Source organism: Streptomyces sp. NPDC002476 (assembly GCF_042889785.1).
Lineage (GTDB): Bacteria > Actinomycetota > Actinomycetes > Streptomycetales > Streptomycetaceae > Streptomyces.
The window spans coordinates 1-12,343 of record NZ_JBIARH010000061.1; the positions used below are offsets into that span (position 1 = coordinate 1).

At 70.3% G+C, this 12,343-nt stretch carries 7 protein-coding genes; 3 read left to right on the top strand and 4 right to left on the bottom strand.

Translation table 11 applies throughout. The annotated features are described in order from the left end of the window. Window positions 1–91 precede the first annotated feature (91 nt). Window positions 92–5,170 carry an NAD-glutamate dehydrogenase gene (locus tag ACFYXM_RS34555; RefSeq protein ID WP_389295482.1) on the bottom strand — a complete coding sequence of 1,693 codons (5,079 nt, stop codon included), beginning with the start codon at window positions 5,168–5,170 and terminating at the stop codon, window positions 92–94. A gap of 391 nt (window positions 5,171–5,561) precedes the next feature. Here ACFYXM_RS34555 and ACFYXM_RS34560 point away from each other — a divergent pair, with 391 nt between their 5' ends. Further along, window positions 5,562–6,131: a DJ-1/PfpI family protein gene (locus tag ACFYXM_RS34560; protein ID WP_389295483.1), complete on the top strand. Its 570-nt coding sequence runs from the start codon at window positions 5,562–5,564 to the stop codon at window positions 6,129–6,131. Between the two features lie 210 nt (window positions 6,132–6,341). On the opposite strand, the gene ACFYXM_RS34565 is transcribed toward ACFYXM_RS34560, so the two are convergent. Together ACFYXM_RS34565 and ACFYXM_RS34570 are read right to left on the bottom strand one after the other, a co-directional pair. Continuing rightward, complete coding sequence (locus ACFYXM_RS34565; RefSeq protein WP_389295485.1) at window positions 6,342–7,013, bottom strand: HAD family hydrolase; 672 nt, start codon at window positions 7,011–7,013, stop codon at window positions 6,342–6,344. Between the two features lie 146 nt (window positions 7,014–7,159). Beyond that, window positions 7,160–7,666, bottom strand: coding sequence for a DUF6912 family protein (locus ACFYXM_RS34570; RefSeq protein WP_389295487.1), 507 nt, complete (start codon window positions 7,664–7,666; stop codon window positions 7,160–7,162). A 290-nt stretch (window positions 7,667–7,956) separates the two neighbouring features. On the opposite strand from ACFYXM_RS34570, the gene ACFYXM_RS34575 reads away from it, so the two are divergent. Beyond that, entirely contained in the window at window positions 7,957–8,385 is a 429-nt protein-coding gene (locus tag ACFYXM_RS34575; RefSeq protein WP_389295489.1) for an Rv3235 family protein, read from the top strand. Window positions 8,386–8,675: 290 nt separating this feature from the next. On the opposite strand, the gene secA is transcribed toward ACFYXM_RS34575, so the two are convergent. Continuing rightward, window positions 8,676–11,495 (bottom strand): preprotein translocase subunit SecA, encoded by a 2,820-nt coding sequence (secA, locus tag ACFYXM_RS34580; RefSeq protein ID WP_362028424.1) that lies wholly within the window; start codon window positions 11,493–11,495, stop codon window positions 8,676–8,678. A 239-nt stretch (window positions 11,496–11,734) separates the two neighbouring features. Here secA and ACFYXM_RS34585 point away from each other — a divergent pair, with 239 nt between their 5' ends. Then, window positions 11,735–12,316 (top strand): GNAT family N-acetyltransferase, encoded by a 582-nt coding sequence (locus tag ACFYXM_RS34585; RefSeq protein ID WP_389295490.1) that lies wholly within the window; start codon window positions 11,735–11,737, stop codon window positions 12,314–12,316. Window positions 12,317–12,343 lie beyond the last annotated feature (27 nt).

Consider the following 12,343-nt stretch of genomic DNA (forward strand, 5'->3'; position numbering starts at 1 on the left):
GTCCGCATACTGGACGTATGCGGACGTTCCGACAACGCGGCGAGGTGCCGCAGCTGTCGTCGCGCGCCCGCCGGGGATTACGGGACAGCCCTTAGCCGTGCGTGCGCAGCAGCGTCCGCATGGTCCGCATGGCCACCGAAAGGTTCGCCAGGTCGAACGCGTCCGAGCCCCGGATCTCCTCCAGGGTGGCACGCGACCGGGTGAGGATCGCCGCGTTCTTCTCCTCCCACGCCTCGAACCGCTCCTGGGGCGTCGAGCTCCCGTTGCCCACGGACAGCACGTCCGCGGTGAGCGCGGCATGCGCCGCGTACAGGTCCTCGCGGATGGAGGCACGGGCCATGGACTGCCAGCGGTCGGCCCGCGGCAGCTCGATGATCCGGTCCATCAGCTGGGTGATGCCGAGCCGGTGCGCGAGGTCGTAGTACACCTCGGCGACGGCGAGCGGCTCCTTGCCGGTGCGCTCCGCGATCGCCACGACGTCCAGCGCCGGGAAGGCGGAGGAGAATCCGGCGACCCGCTGGGCCAGCTCGCCCGGGACGCCCGCCTCGGTCAGCTCGTCCAGGATCGACTGGTACCAGTCCAGGTCGGCGCCCTGGAGCACCTTCGGCAGCTCGGCCCAGACCTGCTCGACGCCCGCCTTGAAGAAGTCGATCGTCTCGGCGATCGCCAGCGGCTGCGGCCGGTTGCCGAGCAGCCAGCGCGTACCGCGCTCGACGAGCCGTCGCGAGTGCAGCCGGATCCGGGTCTGGACGTCGGCGGCGACCTCGTTGTCGAGCGCCTCGACGGCGTCCCACACCTGGCCGAGCCCGAAGATCTCACGGGCCGCGAACTGCGCCCGCACGATCTCCTCGATGGACGCGCCGGTCTCTTCCCGGAACCGGTGCAGGAAACTCGAACCGCCGGAGTTGACGGTGTCGTTGACCAGGACCGTGGTGATGATCTCGCGGCGCAGCGCGTGCCCGTCGACCGCCTCGGGGAACTGCGCGCGCAGCTGATGCGGGAAGTAGGCGTGCAGCAGCTTCTGGAGGTGCGGGTCGTCCGGCAGGCTGGTCCGGATGAGGTCCCGGGCCGCCGTGATCTTGGTGTAGGCGAGCAGCACGGCCAGCTCCGGCTGGGTCAGTCCCTTGCCGCCGTTCAGCAGCTCGCGGATCTGCCGGTCGGTGGGCAGGAACTCCAGCCCGCGGTCCAGGTCCCCGTCGCGGCCCAGTCGGCGCATGAAGCGCTGGTGGGCGTGGAGCAGGGACGCCGACTGGGCGGTGGCGTTGGCGAGCGCCACGTTCTGCGCGTAGTTGTTGCGCAGCACCAGGCGGCCGATCTCGTCGGTCATCTCCGCGAGCAGCTTGTTGCGCTGCTTGACGGTCATGTCGCCGTCGCGGACGAGGCCGTTGAGCAGGATCTTGATGTTCACCTCGTGGTCGGAGGTGTCCACACCGGCGCTGTTGTCGATCGCGTCGGTGTTGATCCTGCCGCCGCCGCGGGCGAACTCGATCCGGCCGAGCTGGGTGGCGCCGAGGTTGCCGCCCTCGCCGACGACCTTGGCCCGCAGGTCCCGGCCGTCGACCCGGATCGCGTCGTTGCCCTTGTCGCCGACATCGGCGTTCGACTCGGCGGAGGACTTGATGTACGTGCCGATGCCGCCGTTCCACACCAGGTCCACGGGGGCCTTGAGGATGGTCTGCATCAGATCGGCGGGCGTCATCTTGGTGATGCCCGGCTCGATGCCCAGCACCTCGCGCATGTGCGCGTTGACCGGGATGGACTTGGCGGTGCGCGGATGCACGCCGCCGCCCGCGGAGAGCAGGTTCTTGTCGTAGTCGGCCCAGGAGCTGCGCGGCAGGTCGAAGAGGCGGCGCCGCTCGGCGTACGAGGCGGCGGCGTCCGGCCTCGGGTCGATGAAGATGTGCCGGTGGTCGAAGGCGGCGACGAGGCGGATGTGCTCGGAGAGCAGCATGCCGTTGCCGAAGACGTCACCCGACATGTCACCGACGCCGACGACCGTGAAGTCCTGGGTCTGGGTGTCGTGGCCGAGCTCGCGGAAGTGCCGCTTGACGGACTCCCAGGCGCCCCGGGCGGTGATGCCCATGCCCTTGTGGTCGTAACCGGCGGAGCCCCCGGAGGCGAACGCGTCGCCGAGCCAGAAGCCGTATCCGACGGCTACCTCGTTGGCGATGTCGGAGAACTTCGCGGTGCCCTTGTCGGCGGCGACGACCAGGTAGGTGTCGTCCTCGTCGTGCCGGACGACGCCCTCGGGCGGTACGACCTCGCCGGCCACCATGTTGTCGGTGATGTCGAGCAGCGCCGAGATGAACGTGCGGTACGAGGCGATGCCCTCCGCCATCCAGGCGTCACGGTCGACGGCCGGGTCCGGGAGCCGCTTGGCGACGAAGCCGCCCTTGGCGCCGACCGGCACGATGACGGTGTTCTTCACCATCTGCGCCTTGACCAGGCCGAGGATCTCCGTGCGGAAGTCCTCCCGCCGGTCCGACCAGCGCAGACCGCCTCGGGCGACCTTGCCGAAGCGCAGGTGCACACCCTCGACGCGCGGCGAGTAGACCCAGATCTCGAACGCCGGACGGGGTGCGGGCAGGTCCGGGATGGACTGCGGGTCGAACTTCATCGAGACGTAACCGTGCGGCTCGCCGTCGGTCCCCGTCTGGAAGAAGCTGGTGCGCAGGGTGGCCTTGATGACGGTGAGGAAGGACCGCAGGATCCGGTCCTCGTCGAGCGAGGCGACCTGGTCCAGGGCCCCGTCCAGCTCCTCCAGGAGTCCGTCGGTCAGCTCGGTGCCGGCGCTCTGCCGCTCCGGGGACATCCGGGCCTCGAAGAGGGAGACCAGCAGCCGGGTGGTGTGGACGTTGTTGCGGAGAGTGCTCTCCATGTAGTCCTGGCTGAAGGTCGAACCGGCCTGCCGCAGGTACTTCGCGTAGGCGCGCAGCACCATCGCCTGGCGCCAGGTCAGCCCGGCGCCCAGCACCAGCGCGTTGAAGCCGTCGTTCTCGGCCGCGCCGGTCCACACGGCGGCGAAGGCGTCCTGGAACCGGTCGCGGGCGTCGTCGGCGAGGTAGGCGCCGGTGCCGTTGGTCTGCGGCATCCGCAGACCGAAGTCGTAGATCCACGCGTGGGTACGGTCCGCGCAGCGCAGCTCGTACGGGCGCTCGTCGACGACCTCGACGCCGAGCCGTTGCAGGGCGGGGAGGACGGCGGACAGGGAGACCTGCTCACCGGTCCGGTAGATCTTGAACCGGCGCTCGCCCGGGGCGGCGCCGACCGGCTCGTACAGGCTGAGGGCGAAGTCCTTCTCGTCCTTCTTGAGCGCTTCGAGGTGGACGAGGTCGGCCACCGCGGCGCGCGGCGAGTGGTCGGCCTTGTAGCCCTCGGTGAAGGCGCGGCCGTACTGGCGCAGCAGCTCGGCGGCGCGCTCCTCGCCGCACTCGGCGGTGAGGGCCTCCTGGAAGCCGTCGGCCCAGGAGCGGGCAGCCTCGACGAGCCGGGCCTCGATGCGGTCGGCCTCGGCATCCGTGAGGTCGGGCAGCTCGGTGCCGGGCGCGACCCGGACCACGAAGTGCAGCCGGGAGAGGATCGACTCGGTGTTCCAGGCGGTGAAGTCGACGCTGGTGCCGCCCAGCTCCTCCTTGAGGATGTCGATCAGGCGCAGCCGTACGCCGGTGGTGTAGCGGTCGCGCGGCAGGTAGACGATCGCGGAGTAGTAGCGCCCGTACTCGTCCTGGCGCAGGTAGAGCCGCAGCCGGCGGCGCTCCTGGAGGTACAGCACGGAGGTGACGACGGAACGCAGCTGGTCGACGGGCGTCTGGAACAGATCGTCGCGCGGGTACGTCTCCAGGATCTGGAGCAGGTCGCGGCCGTCGTGGCTGTTGGGCGAGAAGCCCGCGCCGTCCAGCACCTCGGCGACCTTGCGGCGGATGACGGGCACCCGGCGCACGGACTCGGTGTAGGCGGCGGACGAGAACAGGCCGAGGAAGCGGCGCTCCCCGATGACGTTGCCGTCGGCGTCGAACTTCTTCACGCCGACGTAGTCGAGGTAGCTGGGGCGATGCACGGTCGCCCGGCTGTTGGCCTTGGTGAGGACGAGGAGCTTGCGCTCGCGGGCCTTGGCCCTGACATCGGCGGGCAGCCGGTCGAAGGACGGGCTGACGGGGTGGGCCTCGTCGACGCTGTGGTGCGGGTCGGAGCGCAGGATGCCGAGGCCGGTACCGGGCACGGCGGCCAGCGCGTCGGTGTCCTTGAGCTCGTACTCGCGGTAGCCGAGGAAGGTGAAGTGGTCGGCGGCGAGCCAGCGCAGCAGTTCCCTGGCCTCGTTGACCTCCTCGTCGGCGAGGTCGTCCAGCGGCTCGGCGGGCAGGTCGTCGGCGATGCGGAGCGCGGCGTCGCGCATCTTCTCCCAGTCCTCGACGGCCTCCCGTACGTCGGACAGCACCCGCACCAGGTCGGCGGCGATCTGCTGGAGGTCGCAGCGGTCGGTCTCGCGGTCGATCTCGACGTGGATCCAGGACTCGACGAGCGCGTCGTGCGGCAGCTCGGTGCCCTTGGCTCCCTTGGCGCCGGTGCCCTTCGTCGTCTTGGCGCCGGTGCCCTTCGTCGCCTTGGCGCCCTTGGCCGGCTCGGCGTCCCTCCGGCCCTGCGGGGTCGCCTGGAGGCCGTTGCCCTCGGCGAGGACCTCGATGAGCTTGCCGGCGACGTCACGGCGCACGACGACCTGCGGGTGGATCACGACGTGGATGCCACGGCCCTGGCGGGACAGTTCGTTGGTGACGGAGTCGACCAGGAACGGCATGTCGTCGGTGACGACCTCGACGACGGAGTGGCTGGACGTCCAGCCGTTCTCCTCGACGGTCGGGGTGTGCACCCGGACGTTCGCCGTGCCCTGCGGGCGGACCTCCGCGAGCCGGTAGTGGGAGGCGGCGGCGCCGAACACGTCGACGGGGTCGCGGCCGCTGATGTCCTCCGGAGCGGTGTGCAGGTAGTAACGCTGGAGGTACGCGAGGATCGTGTCCTGTCCGGGACGCTCCTGTCCCGTCCCGTTGCCGTCGGCCCCGGCGCCCGCCTGCGGGGCACCATCCGGGCCACCGACACCACCGCCCGGGCTGTGCTCAGCTACCCTGGCGGCCCGTGCGAGCAGCTCGGCCTTGGCTTCGTCCAGCTTGGTCTGCATGTCCTCTGGCTCCTGTCGCGCGCCGTTGCGTGACGTAGGTGTAAACAGCGACGTACCGCCACGACACGGGTTTTCCGGTCTGAGTCGACGGTATGCCGCCATGAGGGGTGTCCGGGGCGGTATCGGTAATTCTTGACCGTCGGCCCGGGTGGAGAGGATCAGGCATGGCCCGGGTGCTGAGGCACTCCGGGCGCAGATCGGGGGCTCCGCTGCCCCCGAGGCATATCGCGCTGATCACGGGGTCCAGGCTATCTCGCCCGCCCCCATAACCGTCACGAGCCGCATGTGTACAAAAGATGGTCGGGAAGTTTGACACTCTGGACAGCGCGTCGCCCCGTGTTGCCGCACTCTGGTTAAACGGAACAGGCCGACGACCCGTGGGAGCCCCGCCATGGCACCGAAGATCCTGATCGTCACCGGCGACGCCGCCGAGTCGCTGGAGGTCCTCTATCCGTACCAGCGGCTGCGCGAGGAGGGCTACGACGTCCACATCGCCGCCCCCGCCCGCAAGACGCTCCGCTTCGTGGTCCACGACTTCGAGCCCGGCTTCGACACGTACACGGAGAAGCCCGGTTACACCTGGCCCGCCGACCTGGCCTTCTCCGAGGTCGCCCCGGCGGACTACGTGGCGCTGGTCGTGCCGGGCGGCCGGGCTCCCGAGTATCTTCGCAACGACCCGGAGCTGCGCAAGATCCTCAAGGCGTTCTTCGACTCGGACCGGCCCGTGGCCCAGATCTGCCACGGCCCGCTGATGACGGCGGCGGTCGGCGCGCTGGCCGGACGGCGCGTCACCGCCTACCCCGCGCTGGAGCTGGACATGCAGGCGGCGGGCGCCACCTTCGAGGACCACGAGGCCGTGGTCGACGGCACCCTGGTCTCGTCCCGTGCCTGGCCGGACCATTCCGCGTGGATGCGCGAATTCCTGAAGGTGCTCCGCACGAAGGCGCCGGTGACGGCCTGAGCCCAGGGCCCCGGCGACCGGCCGGGGACGACGCTCCCGGCAACAGGACGGCGGAACGCACGGCACGGGACGCACAGGACGCGCGGCACGTACGGAACGCACAGGAGGCTCGGGGCACACGCGAGACCCGGGACGCCCGCGTCCGCCCAGCCCGTCATCTCACCCGGTTCACCCGGTCGCCCCCAGGCCCTTCACGTCACCCCGGTGGTCTCACCCGGTGACTCTCGTGGCCAGGTCGGCGGCCTCGGCCAGACTGTCCACCACCGGCACCCCCGCCGCCTCCAGGCTGGCCCTGCTGTGCGACCCCCCGGTGTAGAGCACGGCCTTCGCGCCTACGTGGGCCGCGGCCACGGCATCGTCCACGGCATCGCCGATGACCACCGTGTACTCCGGGGATATGCCGTCCAACGCGGCGACGTGCCGTTCCATGTGCCGCGCCTTGCTGCCGCCGGACGGGCCAGTGCGCCCGTCGACCCGCAGGAAGTGCCGCTCGATGCCGTACCCCCGCACCACCGGGACCAGGTGCTCATGGCCGTACATGCTCAGCAGCGACTGGCTCCCGCCGGTCAGCTGCCACTGCGAGAGCAGGTCCGCGGCGCCCTCGGTGAGCCCGCAGGCGGCGCGCCGTTCGGCGTAGTACTCGTGGAAGATCACATCCATCCGCTCCCACTCGGCGTCCGTGGGGAGCCGCCCCATCAGCCGCTCGTAGAAGCGGGGGATCGGGACGCAGTACATCTCGCGGTACTGCTCCAGCGTGATCGGCGCCAGCCCGACCTCGCCGAAGGCGGCGTTCGTCGCCCCGACGACCGCCGCGTTGTCGTCGAGCAGAGTGCCGTTCCAGTCCCAGACCAGATGCGTGCGGTGCTTCCCATGCGTCCCCATGCCGTAGAAAGTACCGCGCGGGTCCGACAGTCCGTGCGGGGGCGGCCGTGACCGGGGCGGACGGGACGCATGAGGCGTCCCGCGCCGCGCCCGGCCCCGGTTTCCCGGCCTCCGCCGTTCCCGGACACCGCTCCGGGCCCGCGTTCTCAGCCGATCAGGTTCGGGATCTCCTGGACGCCGAACCACAGCAGCTCGTGGTCCTCGGCACCGTCCACGACGAACTGCGCGTCGTCGTCACCGAGGTCCGCCGCGCCCAGCGCGGCCGCGGCGGCGCTGACGTCCTTCTCTGCGTCGTCCGCGTCGACGTGCACCGCCGCCGCCACGGTCAGGGACACGGGAGACGCGATGCGCACCTCTCCGAGCGACGAGGCGTCGAGGCTGCGGTCCGGGTCGGCCACGGCCGCACCATCCGGCACGTCGACGGCGACGACGACCCTCCGGCGTACGGCGTCGGGGTCCCCGGCGATCAACCGCAGCGAGGCGGCGGCAGCCCGGTTGAGCGCCGCGTACTCCAGTTCCTCGATGTCGTCGGACACGTACCACTCGCGCAGTCCGGGAGTCACGGCGTAGGCGGTCAGCGGGCCGGGGCCGATCTCCCCCGCCCGGTGCGCCGCTGCGAGACCGGAAAGGGTCAGGGGGACATACACGCGCATGGCTGGCCGCTTTCGTAGTCGGAATCGCCCTCAGGATACGTGCGACGTCCCCCTTTGGGGCTACGCACACCGGGCCCGCCCCCGTCCACCCGGCAACCGCCCCTCACCCTCCCCCGGCCCGCCGCACACCCCGCACGCCACCGCCCTCATCACCCGGATAGGTGATTCACCCCGACCGTGTCCAACGCCACACCGGTGCTTGCGGGCGCCTCGCCGTCACCGTAGAAGGTCCCCATCGGAAGTTACCGCCCGGTATTAGCCCGGGCCTTGAAGCACGGGGGCAAAGCGCGTTGAGCACGAACAGGACCCGGCCTGCCGGACGCCACGACCGGTGCAGGCCCGAAACCGTCCCTCCGCAGCGCACGAGGGCTCCGCGGCGTGTCCGCCCCCATCACTGGTTCGCCGAGCGCCTCCTCGCCGTTCTCAGCGGCCAGCGCCCGGTGCACTGGATGCTCGGGCACACCATCGGCGAGGCGTACGACCAACTGGCCGAACTGGCCCCGCGCAGCCCGCTCAGGGCCCGTGGCGCCCGCCCCGTGATCCGTATGTGCCACGGCGCCCAGCCCGTTCCGGGTGTGGTGGAGGCGTGCGCGAGCATCGCGGCGGGCGAGCGGGTACGAGCCATCGCCTTCCGTCTGGAGCAGGGCAAGGACCTCCGCTGGCGCTGCGCGGCGGTGGAGATGGGCGACGAATGCCGGCCCGCGGCCACGCCCCGATGAAGACCGCGCCGATGCTTCCCCGTGCCCCGGAAGCCGCGTCCAGGACTGCGGGACTCACTCTCCGGGAACACCCGGAAGCCACGCCCGGGGCCGGGGGACACACGCTCCGGTCCGTCGGGGGCACGCCCGGACGTCACGCCCCGGTGGCACCGCCGGAGCGGCTCCGGGACGTCCCCCGGGCCCCGCGCGACCGGCCGGGAACGCGGCGGGGCCGGGCACCCGCGAGGAGTGCCCGGCCCCGGCCGCACCGAAATGCGGCCGCCATCGCCCGTACGCCGACGGGCCCGGCGTCACTTCTTCCGGCGGCGCCCGCCTCCACCGCTCTTCTGCGCCTTGCGCCGCTCCGCACGGGTCATCCCGTCCGGGGCGGGCGCGGCGGCGCCGCCGCCGTTGGAGAAGTCGCCCTCGACGACCCCGCCCTCGCCGTCCACCGTGGGGGCGGAGAAGTGGAGCCGGTCCGGGCGCTGCGGGGCGTCGAGCCCCTTGGCCCGGATCTCCGGACGCGCCGCGGGCACGAGGTCCTCCTTGGCGAGCGAGGTGCGCTCGGCCTCGTCCTGCACCGGCACCTCCTCGACGTGCTGCTCGACCTGGACCTCCAGGTTGAACAGGTAGCCGACGGACTCCTCCTTGATGCCCTCCATCATGGCGTTGAACATGTCGAAGCCCTCGCGCTGGTACTCGACCAGCGGGTCCTTCTGCGCCATGGCGCGCAGGCCGATGCCCTCCTGGAGGTAGTCCATCTCGTAGAGGTGCTCACGCCACTTGCGGTCCAGGACGGACAGCACCACACGCCGCTCCAGCTCACGCATGATGTCCGAGCCCAGCTGCTTCTCACGCGCGTCGTACTGCTCGTGGATGTCGTCCTTGATGGACTCGCCGATGAACTCGGCGGTGATCCCGGCCCGGTCACCGGCCGCGTCCTCCAGGTCCTCGACGGTGACCTTCACCGGGTAGAGCTGCTTGAACGCGCCCCACAGCCGGTCCAGGTCCCATTCCTCGGCGAAGCCCTCGGCGGTCTCCTGGCGGATGTAGTCGTCGATCGTGTCGTCCATGAAGTGACGGATCTGGTCCTGCAGATCCTCGCCCTCCAGGACCCGGCGGCGCTCGCCGTAGATGACCTCGCGCTGTCGGTTGAGCACCTCGTCGTACTTCAGGACGTTCTTGCGCGTCTCGAAGTTCTGCTGCTCGACCTGCGACTGGGCCGACGCGATCGCCCGCGTCACCATCTTGTTCTCGATCGGCACGTTGTCCGGCACGTTGGCCATCGACATGACGCGCTCGACCATCTGCGCCTTGAACAGCCGCATCAGGTCGTCGCCGAGCGACAGGTAGAAGCGGGACTCGCCCGGGTCGCCCTGACGGCCGGAACGACCGCGCAGCTGGTTGTCGATACGCCGCGACTCGTGCCGCTCGGTGCCCAGGACATAGAGCCCGCCGAGCGACTTGACCTCTTCGAACTCCGCCTTGACGGCCTGCTCGGCCCGCTCCAGCGCGCCGGGCAGCGCCGCCGCCCACTCCTCGACGTGCTCGACGGGGTCGAGACCGCGCTGGCGCAGCTCGGCCTCGGCGAGGTCGTCGGGGTTGCCGCCGAGCTTGATGTCGGTGCCTCGTCCGGCCATGTTCGTGGCGACCGTGACGGCGCCCTTGCGGCCGGCCTGGGCGACGATCAGCGCCTCGCGGTCGTGCTGCTTGGCGTTGAGGACCTCGTGCTGGACGCCCCGCTTGGACAGCTGCTGCGAGAGGTACTCGGACTTCTCGACCGATGTCGTGCCGACGAGGATCGGCTGGCCCTTCTCGTGCTTGTCGACGATGTCGTCGACGACTGCCGCGAACTTCGCGACCTCGGTCCGGTAGATGAGGTCCGACTGGTCGACACGCTGCATCGGCCGGTTCGTCGGGATCGGGACGACGCCCAGCTTGTAGATCTGGTGGAACTCGGCGGCCTCGGTCATCGCCGTACCGGTCATGCCGGAGAGCTTGCTGTAGAGGCGGAAGAAGTTCTGCAGGGTGATCGTGGCGAGGGTCTGGTTCTCGTCCTTGATGTCCACCCCTTCCTTCGCCTCGATCGCCTGGTGCATGCCCTCGTTGTAGCGGCGGCCGGCGAGGATACGGCCGGTGTGCTCGTCGACGATCATGACCTCGCCGTCGATGACGACGTAGTCCTTGTCCTTCTTGAAGAGTTCCTTGGCCTTGATGGCGTTGTTGAGGTACCCGACGAGGGGGGTGTTCACCGACTCGTAGAGGTTCTCGATGCCGAGCCAGTCCTCGACCTTCGAGACGCCGGACTCATGGATGGCGACGGTCCGCTTCTTCTCGTCGACCTCGTAGTCGCCGGTCTCCTCGATGCCCTTGAGCGGGTTGCCCGCCTCGCCCTTGGTCAGGCGCGTGACCAGCTTGGCGAAGTCCCCGTACCACTTGGTGGCCTGGTCGGCCGGGCCGGAGATGATCAGCGGCGTACGGGCCTCGTCGACGAGGATCGAGTCGACCTCGTCGACCACGGCGAAGTTGTGGCCGCGCTGTACGAGTTCGTCGGCGGACCAGGCCATGTTGTCGCGGAGGTAGTCGAAGCCGAACTCGTTGTTCGTGCCGTAGGTGATGTCGCAGGCGTACTGCTCACGGCGCTGGGCCGGCGTCATGTTGGCGATGATGCAGCCGACGGTCAGGCCGAGGAACTTGTGGACCCGCCCCATCAGCTCGGAGTCGCGCTCGGCCAGGTAGTCGTTGACCGTGATCAGGTGCACGCCCTTGCCGGACAGCGCGTTGAGGTACGTGGGCAGAGTGCCGACCAGGGTCTTGCCCTCGCCGGTCTTCATCTCGGCCACATAGCCGAGGTGCAGGGCCGCGCCGCCCATGATCTGGACGTCGTAGTGGCGCTGTCCGAGGACTCGCTTGGCGGCCTCACGGACGGTCGCGAACGCTTCGGGAAGCAGATCGTCCAGGCTCTCGCCGTCCGCGTACCGTTCCTTGTACTCGTCGGTGAGCGCCCGCAGCTCGGCGTCGGAGAGGTTGATGAAGTCCTCTTCGATGGAGCTGACCTGGTCCGCGATGCGGTGCAGTTTGCGCAGGATCTTGCCTTCGCCTGCACGCATGAGCTTGTTGAAGACGGACACTGAGGCTGGTCTCCTTGCCGGTCGGGCCTGGCACTGGGTCGGGTGTGGACGCTGGCGCGGGCACGGCAGGCGGGCCCCACCGCAACGGCCATCGTAAGCGAGGACCCCGTCACGCCGGGAGGGCTGCCGCCGCGTCGCCTGCGCCGTCCTCCCGTCTGTCAACGGACGGGAGGGTCCGAAGGTGCCGGGAAGTCCGAAAAGTGTTCGCATCCGGGCAGCCGCCTCACCACAATGCGTGCATGGAGCCGATCACCCTCACCACCACACGTCTGCTGCTGCGCCCCTTCACCGGCGGCGACGCGGACGGGATCCACGCTGCTTGTCAGGACCCGGACATCCAGCGCTGGACGGTCGTGCCCTCCCCCTACGGCCGCGGCGACGCGGAGTTCTTCGTGCGGGAGCTGTGCCCGGGCGGCTGGCGCGACGACTCCATGTACAACTTCGCGGTGGTGCTGCGCGAGGGCGGGGCCCTGACCGGCGCGCTCGGCATCACGCGCCGCAACCTGCCGGACACGTACGAGGTGGGGTTCTGGACCGCGAAGGAACACCGGGGCCGCGGTTACACGACGGAGGCGGTGCTGTCCGCCGCCCGCTGGACCTTCGCCTCGCTCGGCGGTGACCGGCTGGAGTGGCGGGCCGAGGTCGGCAACGTCGCCTCGCGCGCCGTGGCGCTGCGGACCGGCTTCCGGCTGGAGGGCGAGCAGCGGTCCGGACTGCTCAACAAAGGGGTACGGCGCGACGCCTGGGTCGGCGCGCTGCTCCCGTCCGATCTGGGCCTGCCGGGCAACCGGACCTATCTGCCCACGACCGCGACCGCCTGAGGCGTCCGGCACACCGATCCGCCTCCG

Bases quoted from the DNA above. Each gene is read 5' to 3' on its own strand.
- ACFYXM_RS34565 (WP_389295485.1), bottom strand. From the start codon at position 7,013: ATGGGGACGCATGGGAAGCACCGCACGCATCTGGTCTGGGACTGGAAC.
- ACFYXM_RS34570 (WP_389295487.1), bottom strand. From the start codon at position 7,666: ATGCGCGTGTATGTCCCCCTGACCCTTTCCGGTCTCGCAGCGGCGCAC.
- ACFYXM_RS34560 (WP_389295483.1), top strand. From the start codon at position 5,562: ATGGCACCGAAGATCCTGATCGTCACCGGCGACGCCGCCGAGTCGCTG.
- ACFYXM_RS34585 (WP_389295490.1), top strand. From the start codon at position 11,735: ATGGAGCCGATCACCCTCACCACCACACGTCTGCTGCTGCGCCCCTTC.
- ACFYXM_RS34555 (WP_389295482.1), bottom strand. From the start codon at position 5,170: ATGCAGACCAAGCTGGACGAAGCCAAGGCCGAGCTGCTCGCACGGGCC.